At 65.8% G+C, this 21,041-nt stretch carries 14 protein-coding genes, 1 tRNA gene and 1 riboswitch; of the genes, 7 read left to right on the forward strand and 8 right to left on the reverse strand.

Annotated features, from left to right (window positions below):
- Positions 1-14 precede the first annotated feature (14 nt).
- Positions 15-234: riboswitch (cobalamin riboswitch) on the forward strand.
- A gap of 36 nt (positions 235-270) precedes the next feature.
- The 3 genes from RSW2DRAFT_RS11770 (at position 271) to RSW2DRAFT_RS11780 (ending at position 3,244) form a co-directional block, all read left to right on the forward strand.
- Positions 271-948 (forward strand): energy-coupling factor ABC transporter permease, encoded by a 678-nt coding sequence (locus RSW2DRAFT_RS11770; protein ID WP_008031227.1) that lies wholly within the window; start codon positions 271-273, stop codon positions 946-948.
- A gap of 129 nt (positions 949-1,077) precedes the next feature.
- Positions 1,078-1,821, forward strand: coding sequence for a precorrin-6A synthase (deacetylating) (gene cobF, locus RSW2DRAFT_RS11775; protein ID WP_008031230.1), 744 nt, complete (start codon positions 1,078-1,080; stop codon positions 1,819-1,821).
- A gap of 40 nt (positions 1,822-1,861) precedes the next feature.
- Positions 1,862-3,244: an NAD(P)/FAD-dependent oxidoreductase gene (locus tag RSW2DRAFT_RS11780; protein ID WP_008031232.1), complete on the forward strand. Its 1,383-nt coding sequence runs from the start codon at positions 1,862-1,864 to the stop codon at positions 3,242-3,244.
- A 145-nt stretch (positions 3,245-3,389) separates the two neighbouring features.
- On the opposite strand, the gene RSW2DRAFT_RS11785 is transcribed toward RSW2DRAFT_RS11780, so the two are convergent.
- The 3 genes from RSW2DRAFT_RS11785 to RSW2DRAFT_RS11795 are packed head-to-tail and all read right to left on the reverse strand — an operon-like array spanning position 3,390 to position 7,099.
- Entirely contained in the window at positions 3,390-5,573 is a 2,184-nt protein-coding gene (locus tag RSW2DRAFT_RS11785; RefSeq protein WP_008031234.1) for a polysaccharide biosynthesis tyrosine autokinase, read from the reverse strand.
- The gene (locus RSW2DRAFT_RS11790) at positions 5,570-6,013 is read right to left on the reverse strand and encodes an arsenate reductase/protein-tyrosine-phosphatase family protein (protein WP_008031236.1); all 444 of its coding nucleotides are present in this window, start codon (positions 6,011-6,013) and stop codon (positions 5,570-5,572) included. The genes RSW2DRAFT_RS11785 and RSW2DRAFT_RS11790 overlap by 4 nt, the downstream gene beginning before the upstream one ends.
- A gap of 6 nt (positions 6,014-6,019) precedes the next feature.
- Positions 6,020-7,099 (reverse strand): polysaccharide biosynthesis/export family protein, encoded by a 1,080-nt coding sequence (locus RSW2DRAFT_RS11795; protein WP_008031240.1) that lies wholly within the window; start codon positions 7,097-7,099, stop codon positions 6,020-6,022.
- Positions 7,100-7,672: 573 nt separating this feature from the next.
- Between RSW2DRAFT_RS11795 and RSW2DRAFT_RS11800 the strand changes: the two genes are divergently transcribed.
- Positions 7,673-9,082 carry a protein adenylyltransferase SelO gene (locus RSW2DRAFT_RS11800; protein ID WP_008031241.1) on the forward strand — a complete coding sequence of 470 codons (1,410 nt, stop codon included), beginning with the start codon at positions 7,673-7,675 and terminating at the stop codon, positions 9,080-9,082.
- 151 nt (positions 9,083-9,233) lie between these two features.
- Positions 9,234-10,664: a mannose-1-phosphate guanylyltransferase/mannose-6-phosphate isomerase gene (locus RSW2DRAFT_RS11805; RefSeq protein ID WP_008031242.1), complete on the forward strand. Its 1,431-nt coding sequence runs from the start codon at positions 9,234-9,236 to the stop codon at positions 10,662-10,664.
- Positions 10,665-10,671: 7 nt separating this feature from the next.
- Here RSW2DRAFT_RS11805 and RSW2DRAFT_RS11810 read toward each other — a convergent pair whose 3' ends face one another.
- The 3 genes from RSW2DRAFT_RS11810 to RSW2DRAFT_RS11820 form a co-directional block, all read right to left on the reverse strand.
- A complete protein-coding gene (locus RSW2DRAFT_RS11810; protein ID WP_008031244.1) occupies positions 10,672-11,418 on the reverse strand; it encodes a hypothetical protein in 747 nt (248 codons plus the stop codon).
- 93 nt (positions 11,419-11,511) lie between these two features.
- Positions 11,512-12,846 (reverse strand): trigger factor, encoded by a 1,335-nt coding sequence (tig, locus tag RSW2DRAFT_RS11815; RefSeq protein ID WP_008031246.1) that lies wholly within the window; start codon positions 12,844-12,846, stop codon positions 11,512-11,514.
- A 23-nt stretch (positions 12,847-12,869) separates the two neighbouring features.
- Positions 12,870-12,954, reverse strand: a tRNA-Leu gene (locus tag RSW2DRAFT_RS11820).
- Positions 12,955-13,144: 190 nt separating this feature from the next.
- Here RSW2DRAFT_RS11820 and RSW2DRAFT_RS11825 point away from each other — a divergent pair.
- Positions 13,145-13,648: a Hint domain-containing protein gene (locus RSW2DRAFT_RS11825; protein WP_008031248.1), complete on the forward strand. Its 504-nt coding sequence runs from the start codon at positions 13,145-13,147 to the stop codon at positions 13,646-13,648.
- Between the two features lie 333 nt (positions 13,649-13,981).
- Positions 13,982-15,928: a polysaccharide biosynthesis protein gene (locus RSW2DRAFT_RS11830; RefSeq protein WP_040672109.1), complete on the forward strand. Its 1,947-nt coding sequence runs from the start codon at positions 13,982-13,984 to the stop codon at positions 15,926-15,928.
- A gap of 59 nt (positions 15,929-15,987) precedes the next feature.
- On the opposite strand, the gene RSW2DRAFT_RS11835 is transcribed toward RSW2DRAFT_RS11830, so the two are convergent.
- Both RSW2DRAFT_RS11835 and RSW2DRAFT_RS11840 read right to left on the reverse strand, forming a co-directional pair.
- A complete protein-coding gene (locus RSW2DRAFT_RS11835; protein ID WP_008031252.1) occupies positions 15,988-17,259 on the reverse strand; it encodes a glycerate kinase type-2 family protein in 1,272 nt (423 codons plus the stop codon).
- 77 nt (positions 17,260-17,336) lie between these two features.
- Positions 17,337-21,005 (reverse strand): vitamin B12-dependent ribonucleotide reductase, encoded by a 3,669-nt coding sequence (locus RSW2DRAFT_RS11840; protein ID WP_008031254.1) that lies wholly within the window; start codon positions 21,003-21,005, stop codon positions 17,337-17,339.
- Between the last annotated feature and the right edge of the window lie 36 nt (positions 21,006-21,041).

Below are 21,041 nucleotides of genomic sequence, written 5' to 3' on the forward strand. Positions count from 1 at the left end.
CGCCCCCGCTTTGGCGGCAAATGAACTGGCAAGGTGTCCATCAGGTGCAAAGCACCCGGACTCAATCGGGAATGGGGAACGGGCGAACCCACACAGGGCGCCCCAAGCCTCAACCGCCCCCGCGACTGTATGCGGCGAGCGGCCTTTCAACAGCCACTGACCCCTTGGGGTTGGGAAGGCGGAAGGTCGCCGTGACCCGCAAGTCAGGAAACCGGCCCTGCAAGAGGACGAAAAACAACCGCCGTCGGGTGTGACGGCAAGGAGAGACACATGCATATCGAACCGGGCCTCGTTGCAGGCGCCAAGCTGTTGTTCGGCGCCGCCACCGCCGCCACTGCCGGGATCTATACCGCCAAACTGGCATGGACCAGCCTGCGCGAGCAGGGCCTGGGCTCGCTGGCCGCCCGCGCCGCGATGGCCACCGCCGCCACCTTCACCTTCTTCCAGATCATGCCGCACTTCCCGGTCGGCGTGTCGGAAGTTCACTTCATTCTCGGCTCGACGCTGTTCCTGCTGCTGGGTGCCGCGCCTGCCGCCATCGGCCTGGCACTTGGCCTGCTGATCCAGGGGATGTTCTTCGCGCCGTTCGACCTGCCGCAATACGGCATGAACGTCACCACCCTCTTGGTGCCGCTGTTCGCGCTGCAAGCTCTGGCCGCCAAGATCATCGCCCCGAAAACCGCCTATGTTGACCTCAGCTACGGCCAAGCCCTGGCACTTTCCACCGCCTATCAGGGCGGCGTGGTGGCCTGGGTCGGCTTCTGGGCGCTTTACGGCGCGGGCTTCGGTGCCGCCAACGTCGCCGCCATCACCACCTTCGGTGCCGCCTACATGCTGGTCGTGCTGATCGAGCCGCTGGTCGATCTGGCCGTGTTGGCCGCCGCGAAAACCCTGCGTGGCCTGAACGGCTCGCCGCTGGTCACCCCGCGCCTGGTGAACGCCGCCTGATCCAACCTTCATCGACAAAAGCGCGGCCCTGTCACCGGGGCCGCGTTTGCATTTCTCCTTTGCGTAAATATCCTCGGGGGGTCCGGGGGGCAGACAGCCCCCCGGCTTCTCCACAAACCCGGAGCCGCCATGCTTACCCTGACCCTGATCGGCATCGGCACCGGCAACCCGGATCATCTGACCCTGCAAGCCATCAAGGCGCTGAACGCCGCCGACCTGATCCTGATCCCGCGCAAGCAGGGCAAGGAAGACCTGGCAGACCTGCGCCGCACGATCTGCGCCGAGGTCATCAGCAACCCCGCCACCGCAATCGCCGAATTCGACCTGCCGACCCGCGACCTCGCAACCCCCGATTACCGCCAAAGGGTCGATGACTGGCACGACGCCATCGCCGCGGTCTGGACGCAAGCCATCGCCGCGCACCAAGGCCCCACCACCAAGGTGGCGCTGCTGGTCTGGGGCGACCCCTCGCTTTACGACAGCACCCTGCGCATCGCCGCCCGCCTTTCCCCCGCGCCCCACATCGAGGTCATCCCCGGCATCACCTCGATCCAGGCGCTGACCGCCGCCCATGCCCTGACGCTGAACGAAATCGGCGCCCCCTTCACCATCACCACCGGCCGCCGCCTGCGCGACGAGGGCTTTCCGCAAGGCGTCGATACCTGCGTGGTGATGCTGGACGGCGAGTGCGCGTTCCAGAGCCTCGCCCCGGAAGGCATCCAGATCTGGTGGGGCGCCTATGTCGGCATGGCCGAGCAGATCACCCTGACCGGCCCGCTGGCCGAGATCACCCCGCAAATCCTGCAAACCCGCGCCGAGGCCCGCGCCCGGCACGGCTGGATCATGGACATCTACCTGTTGCGCCGCGGCTGACCGCGTGCCAGCCTTGGGCCGACACCCCGAAAGACCCGCCATGCCCCCCGCCACACTCGGCCAAGTCTCGTTCTGGTATGCCGATATCGGCGGCCTGCCCGCCCGCCGCCCCGCCCTGCAAGGCGACGCCAGCGCCGATATCTGCATCATCGGCGCGGGCTACACTGGCCTCTGGACCGCTTATTACCTGAAACAGGCCAACCCAGGCCTTGATGTGCTGGTGGTGGAAAAGGAGTTCGCCGGCTTCGGCGCCTCGGGCCGCAACGGCGGCTGGCTGACCGGCGGTTTCGCCTGGAACCACGCAACCTACCTCGCCAGCAGCACGCCGCAAGCTGTCCGCGCCATGGTCACCGCCACGGGCGGCACGGTGGACGAGGTGATCCGGGTGGCCAAGGCCCACGGCATCGACGCCGACATCCGCCGCACCGACGAGTTGATGCTGGCCACCAACCCCGCGCAACTCGCCCGCGCCCGCGCCGAGGTGGCGCATAGGCAAGGTTGGGGCGAAGGCCCCGACCGGCTTTCGCTGCTGAGCGAGGCCGAAGCCCGCGCCCGCATCAGCGTGCCGGGCCTGCTGGGTGCCATGCGGGTCGGCGGCGTGGCCCGCATCCAACCGGCGAAACTGGTGCGCGGGCTGGCGCTGGCGGTGGAGCGGCTGGGGGTGCGGATATGCGAAGGCACCGCCGTCACCACCATCGCCCCCGGCCTTGTCACCACCACCCATGGCAGCATCCGCGCGCCGATCATCCTGCGCGCCACCGAAGGTTTCACCGCCACCCTGCCGGGACACAAGCGCGACTGGCTGCCACTGAACTCGGCGCAGATCGTGACCGAGCCGCTGCCTGCGGAGGTTTGGGCGAAGATCGGCTGGCAGGGCCATGAAATCATGGGCGATTTCAACAACGCCTATTGCTATTGCCAGCGCACCCGCGAGGGGCGCATCGTGGTGGGTGGCCGCGGCGTGCCTTACAAGTTCGGCTCAGCTATCGACCAGAACGGCACCCCCGACCGCGAAACCATCCGCCGCCTGACCGCCATCCTGCACCGGCATTTCCCCGATACCCGCCCCTTCAGGATCGACCACGCCTGGTGTGGCACCCTCGGCGTGCCACGCGACTGGTGCGCCTCGGTCGGCTTCAACCCGGCCACCGGCATCGGCTGGGCCGGCGGCTATGTCGGGGTCGGCGTCTCGACCTCCAACCTCGCCGGGCGCACCCTGACGGATCTGGCCTTGAACCGCGACACCGACCTGACACGCCTGCCCTGGGTCAACCGCCAGGTGCGGCGCTGGGAGCCGGAACCGCTGCGCTGGCTGGGAGTGACGGGCATGTATGCCCTGCTGCACGCCGCCGACCGCCGCGAGGCCAGCAGTGGCAAAGCCTCGCGCCTGGCCAGCTTGGGCAACTGGCTGACCGGGCACTAGAGCAACGACCCAAAATTCCGGAACGCCTTTTGCCGGCAAAGTCCTGCGTCGGTTCTGGCGACGCTTCGGGAAAATGCGGCACCCAAAGGCAAAACGTCCTCCGGCTGCGCACAAGGCGGTGGCACAGCCGAATGGCCCACCGATCCTAGTGGTCCTTTTCGCCTGACGTATAGGCATAGCGGTAGTTCTGATAGTCCGGCCGTCCGCCGCTTTGGGCACGGTAGCCATTCAGCAGCGCGCCGGTGATACGGGCCCCCGCGGTGTCAAACGCCCGCTGCACCGCCTGAACCTCGCCCAGCGCCGTCTCGGTGTGGCGCACCACCAGGATGGTGGCCCCGGCGCTGCGCGCCATGATCACAGGGTCCGTCACCGCCAGGGTCGGCGGCGCGTCCAGCACAATAAGGTCATAGGTCTGGTTCAGCGTTTCCAGAAGCTTTTCAAAGGTCGGGCGCATCAGCAGTTCTGACGGATTGGGTGGATAGCGACCGCAGGACATGAAATCCAGCGTGTCCACCGGGCCGCGGTGCAACACCTCGGCCAGGGTCTTGTCGCCCGCCAGCAGTTCGGCCAGACCCGGAATGTTGCGTTCCAGACGGAAATAGCGCCGCAGATAGCCGCGCCGCAGGTCGGCGTCGATCAGACAGACCCGTTGCCCGGCTTGCGCCGCCACCACGGCCAGGTTGACCGAATTGAAACTTTTGCCGGCACCCGGGGCCGACGAGGTCATCACCACCGAATTGGTCTTGGCATCCAGCATCCCGAAATGCAGCGAGGTGCGCAGCGATCGGAACGCCTCGACCGCCAGATCCGTCGGGTTGGAAACCGCCAGGATCGGCAGGTAACCCTTGCTGTCGCGGTGCCCCACGGCATCGGGGGAATGGCCGATGGTGGCAAAAACCGCCAGACCCAGCTTTTCCAGCTCTTCGGATGACTGAACGCCATGCCGCAGGAAATGCCGCCCCAGAACCCAGCCCGTGCCGATCATCAGCCCGATCATGATCGCCAACGACATGATCAGCGATTTCTTTGGCGACACCGGGTTCAGCCCGGCCTGCGCCGAGTCGAGAATACGCACGCTGCCGATGCTCGATGCACGCACGACCTGCAACTCCTGCGACCGGTTCAGCAGTTGCAGATAGACCTGTTGCGCCACTTCCAGATCGCGGGTCAGGTTGAACACTTCCTTCTGGGTCTCAGGCAGCTTGCCGCTTTCGTCGCGCAGCTTGGCCAGCTGGTCGGTCAACTGCGCCTTGTTTTCCAGCAAGGATTGATAGGTCGGGTGGTTGATGGTGTACTGGCGCTTCAGCTCTTCTTCCTGCAAGGCCAGTTCGCTGAGCTTGCGCTCGATTTCGGTGGCGGTTTCCAGCAGCGCCTGGGTTTCGTAGGTCAGATCGACCGACTGTTGTTTTTGCCGATAGGAGTTCAACGCGTTCTGGGCTTCGGCAACCGCCTGTTCGGACAGCGGCAGTTGCTCGTCAATGAACGCCAGACTGCGTTCGGCCTCGGCGGAACTGCGCGAGATGTTTTGCGCAAGGTAAGTCTGCGCCACCGCATCCAGCACCCGGGTGACCTGCTCAGGGTCATGGCCCGACAGGATCAGCCGCAACACCGACGATTGGCGGCCGGTTTCCATCGCGGAAAACTGGCTGCGCAGGTCCTCTACCGCCACCTGCGGCGCCCGGCGCATCACCTCGAAGCCGCGCCCCTCGGCACCGTCCAGCACGTCGATGCGCAGGGCAAGCCCAAGCCTGTTGTCGGCCAGCCGCTTGCGCAGTTGCCCCGTCCTCTCGCTGCCATCGGGCAAGCTGACGGTGTAGCCATCGTTGCCGGTGGCCGTGACGATCATCGGTTCTCCGATCCAGTCGTCGGGCACTTCGAGTTCGCCCACGACGATGCGCTCGGTGTTCCAGCCAAAGCGGTCGGGGATCAACCACGACGGATGCGGCAGATCGAGGCGGCTTATGGTTTCGCCAATCAGCGGCAGGCGCAACGGCGCGGCTGAAACGTCCAGCGCCAGTTGGTCCACCACCTTGCCCAGCACCAGACGCGAGCGCAGGATGTCGATTTCCGTCAAGGTGCGCGGATCTTCGCCCCCCAGCAGATCTTGCATGCCCGTTGGCAACGACAGGCCACTTTTCTTGGATTCGATCTGCAACAGGGCGTCGGCCTGATACACCGGCGGCGACATGATCACCCAGATCAGCCCGGCCACCAGGGTAAGGAAGGTTGTCAGCACTATCCGTGACTTGCCAAACCAGAGCAGGCTGGCGATCTGGCCCATGTCGATTTCGTCGCTGACGACATCGACGGCCGCGCGGTCTTTGCTCATCTGGTCTTCCTGTCGAGTTTGCCGGCCCATGCGTCGGCGGCACTGGCAATCTGGTCGATCACACGGTCATGGAAATCACGCGACAGCCGGTAAGGGTCTGCGATGCCCTTGGCGCCGGTCCACTGGTCGAACAGCATGACCTTGCCCGACAACTGCGGTGCCAACCGGATGATCTCGGCCCGGTGGCCCGGCTCCATCACCAGGATCAGATCGTGGCTGGCGCCCAGTTCCGGCGTGAACTGGCGCGCCACGTGGCCCTCCAGCGACACACCGCGCGCCGCCGCGGCTTCGGATGCCGTCGGATCGGCGGCATGTCCGACAAGCGCACCAATACCGGCCGAAGAAATCGTCAGCCCCGGCAACCGCGCTCGCAAGAACCGCTCACCCGCCGGAGAGCGGCAGATATTGCCGACGCAGACCACAAGGACCGAGGAAAACATCGCGCCTCAGCCCCCCGCAACCACTTGCGTCGCCCGCACCGCAGTGACCGATGGCAGGACACTGTCGATCACCTGGTTCCATTTCTGGATCGGTGCCGTGGTCACATAAACCACATCCTGCGGCAACAGCGAGAATTTGGTGCCAAGCAGGAATGCGACCGGGCTGGAGGCATCCAGTTGATAGACCACGATGCCGCCATCAGTGGCGCGGAACACGAACACCCCCCGGGCATCGGCCTTGCCCTCTTGCAGGCCGCCGACCCGGGTCAGCGCCTGAGTGAGGTTGACCTCTTCTTGGGTAAGGTCGATCGTCGAGGGCGTGACCACCTGTCCAAGCATGAAGGCCTCGGCCAGGGCGGCACGCGGCACGTTGACCACATCGCCATTCACCAGCGTCGGGTTGTTGCTGCCGACGCCGCGTTCCAGGAAGGCCTGCAGATCGACATTGAACACCCGATCCCCGCGCCGGATCGTCACGCCACGCGGGTTGGCGGCCTCGGTCAGCCCGCCGGCTGCATCCACCGCCTGCAGCAATGTCAGTTGCTGTGCATTCAACGGCTGGCGGTTGGGCGTCGCCACCTCGCCGGTGACCGACACGCTTTGCGAATTGAAGCCCACCACCCGCACTTCGATCTGCGGATCGGGAATGAACTCGGCCAATTTCAGTTTCAGATTGGCGCGAATGGTTTCCGGCGTCAGGCCCTTTGCGGCAATCTGTCCGACATAGGGGTAAAAGAAGGTGCCGTCCGACTGCACCCGCAGCCCCGATTCGGTCGGGTTGCGGCCTTCGCCGGCCGGCATCGTCAACTCGGGATGCTCCCAGACGACAATATCAAGAATGTCGCCAACACCCACCCGGTAGTTCCAGCCGTTGCCCGAGGGCAGGTCGGTGCGTCCGGCGCTGGGAAGCCGGCGGATATCGAACTGGGCAATGTTCGCCGCGGTCAGTTGCACGATATGGACGTTCGTGCCCAGCTCGGAAAGCTCCTTCTGGGCTTTCTCGCTGCGCACCGGGAAGTCGGTCAAAGCCGTATCGCAGGCAGACAGGGCCAGAAAGGCCAAGGCGACAGTTCGCCAAATTCGCATTACCATGACCTCTTCACGCCCCCGACATTGCATCGACCCTTAGCGGTTTTGGATGCCGATTTCAATTCGGCCCGCGCCACAATCGTCGCTGCGGCGGGAAGTTTCCGACTTTCCGGCGGGGTCAGCCGAAGGCCGCGCCGAAACCCTGCGGCAGGATGCCATGGAACGGCAAGCGGCGTGGCCAAGAACCGGCGTTTTTCCTGTGCCGCAGGCCGAAAGGCGGGCAGAATCACCCAGCGCGCCATTCCGCCCGGCCGCGACCCTGACAGCAGAATCAGCCAGGTCTGCGCAGCCTGGCCGCAGTGCCATCATCGCCACCTTCGCGGGCAACGCGCAGCCCTGCCCCCATGGATAGAGTTTCATTCTGAAACGAACCACAATATCTGCGAAAAATCCTGTAGCGGCATACACCCGCGCCCCGACCGAATCGCTGCACGCGCGCTGTTGCCTTTCCGGTCTGGCAAACCGGGCCCATGGCAGCATTGCCCGACCTGCGGCCAACCTCGAACCTTGCCGCCGCTGCGGTTTGCACCATATCACGCAGGATGCCGCCAAGGCACACGAAAGCCCGCAATGACCGACGCCGCCTTCCGCTTCGACAACAGCTTTGCCGCCACCATGCCGGGGTTCTACGTGGCCCAAGCCCCGGCCCGGGCCCCGGCGCCGCGCCTGCTGCGGCTGAACGAAACCCTGGCGCGGGACCTCGGGCTGGACCCCGCCACGCTGACCGCCGAGATGTTTTCCGGCAACGCGCTGCCCGTCGGCGCCCAGCCGATCGCGCAGGTTTATGCCGGCCACCAGTTCGGTGGCTTCTCGCCACAGCTTGGCGACGGCCGCGCGCTGCTGCTGGGCGAGGTGATCGACCGCCATGGCCAGCGCCGCGACATCGCGCTGAAAGGCTCTGGCCGCACGCCATTCTCGCGCGGGGGGGATGGCAAGGCGGCGGTGGGGCCGGTGCTGCGCGAATATCTGATCGGCGAGGCGATGCAGGCGCTGGGGGTGCCCACAACGCGGGCGCTGGCGGCGGTGGCCACCGGGGCGCCGGTGCTGCGGCAGGTGGAACTGCCCGGCGCCGTGCTGACCCGGGTCGCCGCCAGCCATATCCGCGTCGGCACTTTCCAGTTCTTCGCCGCCCGGGGCGAGACCGACAAGCTGCGGCAGTTGGCCGACTATACCATGGCGCGGCATTATCCCGACCTGACAGCCGCCGATTACCTGAGCTTTTTCAACGCCGTGGCGGCGCGGCAGGCGGCATTGATCGCGCAATGGATGGCGCTGGGCTTCGTGCACGGGGTGATGAACACCGACAACATGGCGCTGTCGGGCGAGACCATCGACTATGGCCCCTGCGCCTTCATGGAGGCCTACGACCCCGATACGGTCTTCAGCTCGATCGACCAGACCGGCCGCTATTCCTGGGGCAACCAGCCCTTCATCCTGATCTGGAACCTGACCCGGCTGGCCGAGGCCCTGCTGCCGCTCTTGGGGGCCGATGAGCAAAGCGCCGTGGCGCGCGCGACAGAGGCGCTGGAGGCGGTGCCGCCGCTTTACCGGGCGCACTGGCTGGGGTTGATGCGCGGCAAGCTGGGGCTGGCGGGGGCCGATGCCACGGACCAGCGGCTGGCCGACGATCTGCTGGCACTGATGCAGGCGCAGGGGGCGGACTGGACCGGCACCTTCCGGGCCTTGGCGCGGGGTCATCTGGCGCTGACCGGCGCGGCGGCAGAGGCCTGGAAAACCCGCTGGCAGGCGCGGCAGGCACCGGACGCCGCAGCGCGGATGCAAGCCGCGAACCCGGCCTATATCCCGCGCAATCATCTGGTGGAACAGGCACTTGCTGCCGCCGAAGCGGGCGACATGGCCCCGTTCGAGGCGTTGCTGGCGGTGATCACCGATCCCTTCACCGACCGCCTCGGGCTGGAAGGCTATGCCCAACCCGCGCCGGAAAGCTTCGGGCGCTATCGCACCTTCTGCGGCACCTGACGGGTCACTCGCGGTGATACCGGGCGCCCCCCCTGCGGCAAGCGCCTTGCGGAATGTCGCATTGCGCGTGTAGGTTTGGTGCAGACCGCGCAGCACCGCGACGGAACGGTTTCTGCCTGCGACCCTCTGCCCTTTTGCCCGGACCATGCCGATGCCAGATGACATCACCCCGGTTCTGCTGTGTGGCGGCAATGGAACCCGGCTGTGGCCGCTGTCGCGCAAAAGCTATCCCAAGCAGTTTGCCCAACTGATCGGCAGCGAAAGCCTGTTTCAGGCGTCGGCCAGGCGGTTTGCCGGCCAGGGCTTTGCCGCGCCGCTGGTGATCACCGGCGATCCGTTCCGGTTTGTCGTCACCGAACAGCTTGCCGCCACCGAACTGGCCCCGCGTGCCGTGGTGATCGAACCCGAGGGCCGCAACACCGCGCCTGCCGTGCTGGCAGCGGCGCTGGTGCTGGCGGCACATGATCCGCAGGCGGTGATGCTGGTGGCCCCGTCGGACCATGTGGTGCCGGATGCGGCGGCGTTCCGGGCGGCGGTGCTGGCGGCCCTGCCCCGGGCGCGGGCGGGCGATCTGGTGACCTTCGGCATAGCGCCGGTCCGGGCGGAAACCGGCTATGGCTGGCTGGAGCTGGCCCCCGGCGCGCGGGCCGATGCGACCGAGCCGCAACCGCTGGCGCGGTTTGTCGAAAAGCCCGACGCCGGGCGGGCGGCGGCGATGCTGGCGGCGGGGAATTTCCTGTGGAATGCCGGGATCTTCCTGTTTTCGGTGCCAGCCATTCTAATGGCCTTCCGGCTGCACGCCCCGGACATGCTGGCCGCCGTCCAGCGTTCGGTGCAGGGCGCGGTGGCGGATCTGGGGTTCACCCGGCTGCTGCCCGAGGCCTGGGCCGGGGTGCCCGACATCTCCATCGACTATGCGATCATGGAAAAGGCCAGCAATCTGGTGGTGATGCCCTATGGTGCGGGCTGGTCGGACCTGGGCGGCTGGCAGGCGGTCTGGCAGGAATCCGGCCCCGACAGCGCGGGCAATGTCTGCTCGGCCCATGCCACGGCGATCGACTGCCACGACACGCTGCTGCGGTCCGAGGCCGAAGGGCTGGAACTGGTGGCGATCGGCGTCGAGGATATCGTGGCCATCGCCATGCCCGATGCGGTGCTGATCGTGCGCAAATCCGACAGCCAGCGGGTGAAAGAGGCGGTGGCAGTGCTGAAAGCCCGCGGTGCTGCGCAGGCCACCAGCTTTGCAGTGGATCACCGGCCCTGGGGCTGGTTTGAAAGCCTGGCTGTGGGCGAGCGGTTCCAGGTCAAGCGCATCGTGGTCAAACCCGGCGCCGCGCTGTCGCTGCAAAGCCACATGCACCGGTCCGAGCATTGGATCGTGGTGGCCGGCACCGCCAAGATCACCATCGACGATCAGGTGCGGCTGATCAGCGAAAACCAGTCGGTCTATATCCCGCTGGGGGCGCATCACCGGATGGAAAACCCCGGCAAGCTGCCGATGGTGCTGATCGAGGTGCAGACCGGCGCCTATCTGGGCGAGGATGACATCATCCGCTATCAGGACGATTACGCCCGCAAGTGACCGGCTGTCAGGGCTGCAATGGCCCGAACCGGGTTTGCAGCGCTGCCACATGCGCGGCCAGCGCAGGCACGCCCGCCCATTGCGCCAGCTGATCGCCCCAGCGCAAGCCTGCGAACACCACCGTATCCCCCGCCACCGCCTTGCCGAACCGCGCCACCTCCAACCTGTGCCGCGCGATCAACGCCGGATCGACCGGCTTGCCCGAGGCCCACGCGGGCGGCTCGGCGTAAAGATAGACCAGCACCGCCCCCCGCGCCGCCTTTTCCGCCCGGGTGCGCAGACCGTAAGCCGCCTTGACCAGTTGCACCGCATCAAGTGCGGCAAACCCCGCCCCCGCCTGCAGATCGCGCTGCAACTGGCGATAGCGCGCCATCCCCGGCCCCCAGTCGGCCTGCGCCGGAATCTCGGCGAAATCGCTGTGCTTGCCGGGGCGGAACGGCTCATACCGCTTGGCCACCACCCCGATCAGCGTGGTATGCGTCATCACCCCCACATCCAGCCACGGATGCCGCCCACCGCTCCACGGATAGCGCATCTCGGCCTGCAAACTCACCTGCTCCACCCTGCTCGAGGGCACGCCGGGCAGCGGCGGCAGCGCCTCGGGCCGGTGCAGAAACCAGCCAAAGGCATTGGCCACCAAGGCCTGCGAGGATTCCGGGCCATCGAACTTGCCGGATTTCAGGGCGTTGCCCGGCGCGCGGGCCAGACTGGCAAGGATCGCCTCCACCGGCAGATCGGGCAGAAAATCGGGCATGGTTCCTCCGGCGCGGGGCGCGCGGCCCCGCAATGCAGCGGGCCGCCACCGTTTCCGGCAGCGGCCCCTTGTTCAGACCAACCGAAACCGGTGTCAGATCTCGTCCAGCGCCTCGATGGCCTTGGTCAGCTCTTCCTTGGTCACGGTCTTGTCGGTCACCACGGCGCCCGCCACGATGAAATCGACCACCTTGTCCTCGAAGATCGGCGCGCGCAACTGCTGCTGCATCTGCGGGTTCTTCTGCACGAATTCGAAGAACTGCCGCTCTTGCCCCGGATACTGCCGGGCCTGCGCCAGAACGGCCTGGGTCATCTCGGCATCGGTCACCGTCACTTCGGCCTTGCGACCGATTTCCGCCAGCAGCAGCCCCAGACGCACCCGGCGCACCGCCAGAGCCTTGTGCTCGTCGTTCGGTTCGGTGGCGCCGTGGTTGTGGTCGTGCACGTCGGGGTGTTCCTCGTGCCACAGCTGATGCGCGATTTGTGCGGCTTCGGCATCGACCAGCGAGGCCGGCAGGTCGAACGACACCAGCGCGTCCAGCTGGTCCAGCAGGCTGCGCTTCATGATGGCGCGGGCAGCACCCTTGTATTCCGCCTCCAGCCGCTCGCCGATCTGACCCTTCAGCGCGGCCAGATCCTCGGCGCCGTATTTCTTGGCCAGTTCGTCGTCGATCTCGGCCGGCTTGGCAGCCTTCACGGCCTTCACGGTGCAGGCAAACACCGCGTCCTTGCCGGCCAGATGCGCCGCACCGTATTCCTTCGGGAAGGTGACCTTCACCGAAACCTCGTCGCCCGCCTTGGCGCCGGTGAGTTGTTCCTCGAAACCCGGAATGAACGAGCCAGAGCCCAGCACCAGCGGATAATCCTCGGCGGTGCCGCCTTCAAAGGCCACGCCATCGACCGAGCCTGCGAAGTCGATCACCACCTGATCGCCGTCCTTGGCCTTGGAACCCTTCTTCTTGTCTTCGAAATTCTGCGCGCTCGCGGCCAGGTTTTTCAAAGCTTCGTCAATGGCTTCCGCCTCGGCCTTCACGTTCAGCCGGTCCAGCGTGATCTTGGAGCTGTCCACATCCGGAATCGCCGGCAGCGCCTCGTAGGACACTTCGACCACGACATCCTTGCCCTGCTGCCATTCGTCGCCGCCGACCATCTTGATCTCGGGCTGAAGCGCCGGGCGGTCGCCGGTGGCCTCGAAATGCGCCTTCATGGCGCTGTCGATGGCGTCCTGCATGGCATCGCCCATCATCCGCGCGCCGTATTGCTTGCGCAGCATGGCCATCGGCACCTTGCCCTTGCGGAAGCCCTTCATCTCGATCTCGGGCTGCGCCTCGATCAGTTTTTCCTGGACCTTTGCGTCCAGTTCGGCGGCCGTCACCGTGATGGTGTAGCCGCGCTTCAGGCCTTCGTTCAGGGTCGGGGTGACCGTCATGTTTTCGTCCTTCACTGTTCCTCTGGTGCGGGTGGAGGGACTTGAACCCCCACGCCTCGCGGCGCCAGAACCTAAATCTGGTGCGTCTGCCAATTTCGCCACACCCGCAAACTGTTCAAGACGACCCCGTCGATCCGGCCCTTGCCGCCCGACTGTGCCGCCTTGAAAATCCGCGCCCTTCTAACAAAGCCCCGCGCCGGATGCGAGCGAAAAAAGCGGCGCGAAAAAGGCTCGCCGTTAACGTAATCTTGCCATAATGTGGGTCAAAAAAACGAGGCAGCAAAGAGCGAGTATCCAGATGTCGAATTCGACCCTGGGACGCACGGCGGGCGAAGCCTGCAACATGCGTCCGATCCCGGACCTTCCCGGCCCGGAGCTTCCCGGCCTGAGCGCAGGCACCAAGGTGCTGACGCTGGCGGGGGTGCTGCCAGTGGAATACCTTTGCCCCGGCGACCGCATTGTCACCCGCGATGGTGCGCGCACCCTGCGCGATGTGCATGTGCGCGTGGTGCAGGACGCCCGGATGATCTGCATCTCGGCCTCGGCGCTGGGGATCGAGCAACCGGAAGACGATGTGTTGATCACCCCCGACCAGCCGATCCTGATCCGCGACTGGCGTGCCCGCGCGCTGAAGGGGGCCGATCAAGCCCTGGTGCGCGCCGAAAATCTGGTGGATGGCGAATACATCTACACCACCACCCTGCGCGAACAGCGGCTGTTCGTGCTGGAGTTCGATACGGCGGCGGTGATCTACGCGGGCGGTCTGGAACTGGCCTGCACCCCGGCATTGGCCGAAGTCTGACACATCCTGCCGCTGGTCGAACGCGACACGGCCCGCAGCGGCACCTGCCGTGGCAGCACGCCTGCCACGCCCCCTTCTGAAGCATCGCCACCGCCCGCAATCCATCACGACGCACCTTGAGGTTGTGGCGTCTTGTTGCTGATATGTACGCGGGCGAATTGTGCATGCCTTCCGGGGCTGGAAAAATTGCGACGATTGTGTAAAAGCATAGAATAAGCAGCCGTGGTTTTCGGGCCGGTGTGATTTTTTTCGATGATCTGGCGCCGCTGCGGCAGCAGATCGAGTGTGACGCCATGCGACACCGATGTGTCGCAGCGTCAGAAAGACAGTTGGATGGCTTTGGGTATCCTTGATCACCTCTTCCACATGAGCCGCCCGCGCAAACGCCTGGTCCAGGTCTCGGCGGACGTTTTCCTTCTTACCATGAGCTTCTTTCTTGCCATGCTGCTGCGGCTGGAAACCTACGGGTTTCTGCGCGCGCCGGAGGTGTGGCTGTTGCTGGCGCTGGTGCTGGTGCCATCCATTCTGCTGTTCATTGTGCTTGGGTTCTACCGGGCGGTGATCCGCTATATCGGGTTTCAGGCACTGCGCATCGTGGCGGCCGGGGTGCTGGCTTCAGCAGTGCTGCTTTTCGTGATGGCACAGTTCATCGGCTATCCCATCTCCCGCTCGGTGCCGGTGATCTATGCAGCATTGGCCTTCCTGTCGGTCGGCGGCGTGCGCTTTGTGATGCGCGCGCTGAACGCCCGCAGCGAGATGGTCAGCAAGAAGCCGGTGATCATCTATGGTGCCGGCCAATCAGGACGACAGTTGCTGGTGTCGCTCAAGCAGGGGCCGGAATATGCGGCGGTGGCGTTGATCGACGACAACCCTGATGTGCAGGGTGGCGTGATCGAGGGGTGCCGGGTGTTCGGGCCGCAGGCCCTGCCGGGTCTGGTGAAGAAATACGATGTCCGCACCATGCTGCTGGCCATTCCCAGCGCCAGCCAGGCCGAACGCAAGCGCATCCTGGAACGGCTGGAGCCGTTGCCGGTGCATGTGCAGACCATCCCGGGCATCCGCGATATCGTCTCGGGGCAAGCCAAGATCAGCGAACTGCGCGAGGTGGCGATCGAAGACCTGCTGGGGCGCGACCCGGTGCCGGTGCGCCCTGAACTGCTGGGGGCCAATATCCGCGGCAAGGTGGTGATGATCACCGGCGCCGGCGGCTCGATCGGGTCGGAGCTGTGCCGCCAGATCATCCGGGTCGGTCCGCGCTGCGTGGTGCTGTTCGAGCTTTCGGAATTCGCGCTTTACGCCATCGACCAGGAGTTGCGGCAGATCGCCAAGGACGAAAAGCTGGACCTGCGGATCATGCCGGTGCTGGGGTCGGTGCAGGATCAGGCCGCGGTGTGCGCAGTGCTGACCGCGTTCGGCGTCCAGACGGTCTATCATGCGGCGGCCTACAAACACGTGCCGATGGTGGAATTCAACGTGCTGGAAGGCATCCGCAACAACGTGTTCGGGTCCTTGACGATGGCGCAGGCCGCGGTGGCCGCCGGGGTGGAAAGCTTTCTTCTGGTCTCGACCGACAAGGCGGTGCGGCCGACCAACGTGATGGGGGCAACCAAGCGGCTGGCCGAACTGGTCTGTCAGGCCCTGGCCCGCCAGCAGACCCACACCCGGTTCTGCATGGTGCGCTTTGGCAATGTTCTGGGCTCTTCCGGCTCGGTCATTCCGCTGTTTCACAGCCAGATCAGCAAGGGCGGTCCGATCACTGTCACCCACCCCGAGATCACCCGCTTTTTCATGACCATCCCCGAAGCCGCGCAACTGGTGCTGCAAGCCGGGGCGATGGCACAGGGCGGCGATGTCTTCGTGCTGGACATGGGCCAGCCGGTGCGCATTGTCGATCTGGCCAAACGCATGGCCCGGCTCAGCGGCCTGACACCGGTGCTGGCAGAGGATGGCGCGGGCGACACTGCCGCCGGGACCATCCGCATCACCTTCACCAAGTTGCGCGAAGGCGAGAAACTTTATGAGGAGCTGCTGATCGGCACGGATGCGCGGCCAACGGCGCATCCCCGGATCATGACCGCCACCGAAATCGCCATGGACTGGGACAATCTGGCGCCGGTGCTGGAGCAGTTGCGTGCCGCCTGCGACAGCCGGTCGGTTGCGGCGGTGCGCCAGATTCTGCTGCACACGCCGATCGACTATACCCCGAGCGAAGGCCTGAACGATCTGGTCTGGAACGAGGCGCATCTGGCCGATGCGCTGACGGATATCGCCGCACAGTAAGCCGATGCCGCAGCCCGAAGGCGGCCAGCGCGGCGCGCCAGGCGAACGGATTCAGGCCGTCAGCCGCTTGGCGGCAGGATCAGGATCGCGCGGAAATCGTTGACATTTGTCAGGGTCGGCCCGGTCACGACCTGCTGGCGGATCGCGGCAAAGAAGCTGTGGGAATCGTTGTCCGCAAGGCTGGCCGCGGGCGAAAGCCCGGCCTGCCGCGCCAGATCAAGCGTCGCAGGCTCGATCCAGGCACCGGCGACTTCGGCGGCACCGTCGATGCCATCGGTATCGCAGGCCAGCGCATGAACGCCCGCAGCCCCCTTCAGCGCAATCGCCAGCGCCAGACAGAATTCGGCATTGGGGCCGCCAATGCCGCTGCCGCGCCGCGTTACCGTCAACTCGCCGCCCGACAGCAGCAGCACCGGCGCAGCCCCGGGCCGCAGCGCCGCTTGCAGCCGCAACGCCTGTGCCGCCTGCCCGGCCGCCACTTCGCGCGCCTCGCCCTCCAGCGCGTCGCCCAGCAGCCGCACCTCGCAGCCCGCTTCCCGCGCCAGCGTGGCGGCGGCGGCCAGCGACTGCGCCGGGGCGGCACAGATGACGTTTTCCACCCGGTCCAGCCGCACATCCTGCGGCGCAACCACCGTCGAGCCAAGCGCCAGCGCCGCGCGCACCGTCGCGGGCACCGGCACCTGCCAGCGCTCCAGCACGGCCAGCGCATCGGCGGGGCGCGATGCCTCGCCCACCGTCGGCCCGGATCCGATGAAGGCCGGGTCATCCCCCGGCACATCCGAGATCAGCAGCGCCAGCATCCGCGCAGGCCAGGCCGCCGCCGCCAGTTGCCCGCCTTTGACCCGGCTGAGGTGCTTGCGCACCGTGTTCATCGCGGCAATCGGCGCGCCAGAGGCCAGCAAGCCTGCGTTCACCGCCTGCTTGTCGGCCAGCGTCACCCCCGCAGCCGGGGCCACCAGCAAGGCCGAGGCGCCGCCCGAGATCAGCGCCAGCACGAAGTCCTCGGCCGTCAGACCCTGCACCAGGTCCAGCAGCCGCGCCGTGGCAGCAGCCCCCGCGGCATCCGGCACCGGATGCGCCGCGCAGGCAATTTCGATGCCCTTGCAGGGCCGCGCATGGCCATAGCGGGTGATCACCAGCCCGTCGCAGGGGCCCCAGGCCGCCTCGACCGCTTCGGCCATCCGCGCGCTGGCCTTGCCCGCCCCCACCACCACCACCCGACCTGCGGGGCGTGGCGGCAGGTGCTGCGCCAGGCTGCGCATCGGGTCGGCCACCGCCACCGCGCGATCAAACAGCGCGCGCAGAAACTTTGCCGGCGGGGCGGGGATCATGGCTTTGCCCTTCGGATTGGGGCCGGGGCAGCCGCCGCGGGCGGCCCGATCAGGGGCGGCCCGCGGCGCGACCGGTCTCAGCTACAGCCGCTGGTGCCGCCGCAGGTGTTGCACTTCATGCAGGTGCCGTTCCTGACCAGCGTGTAGTTGCCACATTCGCCGCAGGCTTCGCCCTCGTAGCCCTGCATCCGCGCCTTCAGACGGGCGTCGATGGTGACGGTGCCGCTCGACAGCGCCGTGGCGCCCCGCGCGCCGACCTCGGGGATCAGCATGTTCAGCGCCGCCACCGTATCCATGCCGGCCGCCTGCGCCATGCCGCCTTGCAGCACCACCAGTTCCTGCGGCAACCGCTTGCGCAGATAGCCGGTGGAGCTAATCTGCCGCAGCACCTCCAGCGACCGCGAGGCGGCGGTTTCGGTCACTTCCGCGATGTTGCGCTTGCCCTCGTCATTGCCGCCGCCCAGATCGTCGAAGCTGGCGCCCTGCGGTTTGACATGGGCCAGATCGGTGCGGTCCAGATAGCTGACCGCCAGTTCGCGGAAGATGTAATCCAGGATCGAGGTGGCGTTCTTGATGGTCTCGTTGCCCTGCACCATGCCCGCCGGTTCGAACTTGGTGAAGGTGAAAGCCTCGACAAACTCCTCCAGCGGCACGCCGTATTGCAGCCCCACCGACACCGCGATGGCAAAGTTGTTCATCATGGCGCGAAAGCCCGCACCTTCCTTGTGCATGTCGATGAAAATCTCGCCCAGGGTGCCGTCGCGGTATTCGCCGGTGCGCAGATAGACCTTGTGGCCGCCGACGATGGCCTTTTGCGTGTAGCCCTTGCGACGCTCGGGCAGTTTTTCGCGGTGGCTGCGGACGATTTCCTTGACGATCACCTTCTCGACGATCTTTTCGGCCAGAACCATCGCCTTTTCGTGGATGTTGCCGCTGGCCAGGATGTCGGCGGCCTCGTCGTCGTCTTCCACCAGCGCCGATGCGAGCGGCTGGCTGAGTTTGGAGCCGTCGCGATACAGAGCGTTGGCCTTGATGCCCAGCGACCACGACAGTTCATAAGCCGCCAGCGTCTCGCCGATACTGGCCGAATTGGCCATGTTGATGGTCTTGGAAATCGCACCCGAGATGAACGACTGCGCCGCCGCCATCATGTGAATGTGGGCTTCCACCGACAGATACCGCTTGCCGGTCTTGCCGCAGGGGTTGGCGCAATCGAACACGCTGTAGTGCGCGGGCTTCAGGAAGGGCGCGGCTTCCAGCGTCATGGTGCCGCAAACGTGGTCGTTGGCGGCGTCGATCTGCGCCTTGGTGAACCCGAGTTGGCGCAGCAGGTCGAAAGTCGGATCGGCCAGCTTTTCGGCAGGGATGCCGAGGGTTTTCTTGCAGAAATCCTCGCCCAGCGTCCATTGGTTGAACACGAAACGAATGTCGAAAGCGGAAGGCAGCGCCGCCTCGATCTTCTCCAGCTCGCGGGCGCCGAAACCGTGGCCGACCAGCGAGGTCGTGTTGATGCCGGGGCAATTGCCGATGCTGCCGTGGCCGACCGCATGGGCGATGATCTCGGCAATCTGCGCCGAACCATACCCCAGCTTTTCCAGCGCCGCGGGCACCGACTGGTTGATGATCTTGAAATAGCCGCCACCGGCCAGCTTCTTGAACTTCACCAGCGCGAAGTCCGGCTCGATGCCGGTGGTGTCGCAATCCATCACCAGACCGATGGTGCCGGTCGGGGCAATCACCGTGGTCTGGGCGTTGCGGAAGCCGTGTTTCTCGCCCAGCACCAGCGCCTCGTCCCAGGCGGATTTCGCAAGGGTGACAAGGGTTTGGTCGGGACAATTCACCTGATCCAGCGGCACCGGGGCGACGTTCAGCGCCTCATAGCCCGAGGTCCGGCCATAAGCGGCGGTGCGGTGGTTGCGGATCACCCGCAGCATGTGGGCGCTGTTGCGCGCATAGCCCGCGAAAGCCCCCAACTCGCCCGCCATCTCGGCCGAGGTGGCATAGGCAACCCCGGTCATCAGCGCCGTCAGCGCGCCGCACATCGCCCGGCCTTCGGCAGAATCGTAGCCCAGCCCCATGTTCATCAAGAGGCCGCCGATGTTGGCATAGCCAAGGCCAAGGGTGCGGAAATCATAGGAAAGCTGCGCGATTTCCTTGGACGGGAACTGCGCCATCATCACCGAGATTTCCAGCGTCACCGTCCACAACCGGCAGGCGTGGATATAGCTTTCCGCATCGAACTGGCCGTTCGCAAAGAAGGTCAGCAGGTTCATCGACGCCAGATTGCAGGCGGTGTCGTCGAGGAACATGTATTCCGAACAGGGGTTCGATGCGCGAATGGCGCCATCTTCCGGGCAGGTGTGCCAGGCGTTGACGGTATCGTGGAACTGGATGCCGGGGTCGGCGCAGGCCCAGGCGGCGTGACCGATCTGGTCCCACAACTCCTTGGCCTTGATGGTTTTCGACACCTTGCCGTCGGTGCGGCGGATCAGCGCCCAGTCGGCATCATCCTTCACCGCTTGCAGGAAGGCGTCGGTCACCCGCACCGAGTTGTTGGAGTTCTGGCCGGAGACCGAGATATAGGCTTCCGAATCCCAATCGGTGTCATAGGTCGGGAATTCGATGCTGGAAAAGCCTTGGCGGGCATATTGCAGCACCCGGTTGATGTAGGTTTCCGGGATCATCACCCGCTTGGCGCCACGGATCGCCGCTTTCAGCGCCTCGTTCTTCGCAGGATCAGTGGCGTCGGCAATGCTGCCGTCCCAGCCACCGATGGCGGTGAAAATCTCGTTCAGCTTCTGCTCGTGCATCTTGGAACCGGCCACCAGACTGGCGACCTTCTGTTCCTCGATCACCTTCCAGTTGATGAAGGCCTCGACATCGGGGTGATCGACATCGCAGATCACCATCTTGGCGGCGCGCCGCGTGGTGCCACCCGACTTGATCGCCCCCGCCGCGCGGTCACCGATCTTCAAAAACCCCATCAGGCCCGAGGATTTGCCGCCGCCCGACAGCCGCTCGCCCTCGCCCCGCAGGCTGGAGAAGTTGGTGCCGGTGCCCGAGCCGTATTTGAAAAGCCGCGCTTCGCGCACCCACAGGTCCATGATGCCGCCATCGCCCACCAGATCGTCCTTGACCGACTGGATGAAGCAGGCATGCGGCTGCGGGTGTTCGTAGGCGCTGGCCGATTTGGTCAGCTCGCCCGATTTGTAATCGACATAATAGTGCCCCTGGCTTGGCCCGTCGATGCCGTAGGCCCAATGCAGCCCGGTGTTGAACCATTGCGGCGAGTTCGGCGCGGCCATCTGCCGGGCCAGCATGTAGCGCATCTCGTCATAATAGGCGCGGGCGTCGGCTTCGGTGGTGAAATAGCCGCCCTTCCAGCCCCAGTAGCACCAGGCGCCGGCCATGCGGTCGAACACCTGCTTGGCGCTGGTTTCGCCAACAAACCGCTCGGCTTGCGGCAGTTTGGCCAAGGCCGCGTCATCGGGGACCGAGCGCCACAGGAATTCCGGCACGCCCTTTTCCTTGACCCGTTTGGCCACTGCCGGAACGCCCGCCTTGCGGAAATACTTCTGCGCCAGCACGTCCGAGGCGACCTGGCTCCAGCCCTGCGGCACCTCGACGGCCTCGTTGCGGAACACGATGGTGCCATCGGGATTGCGGATCTCGGACACCGTGGTGTTGAAATCCATCGCGCCATAGGCGCCGGTTTCGACCTTGGTAAACTTGCGCTCGATCTTCATCTGCCCCGTCGTCCCTTTTGTAGCGGTAGGGCTTTT

It is taken from the genome of Rhodobacter ferrooxidans (assembly GCF_000176015.1).
GTDB lineage: Bacteria > Pseudomonadota > Alphaproteobacteria > Rhodobacterales > Rhodobacteraceae > Pseudorhodobacter_B > Pseudorhodobacter_B ferrooxidans.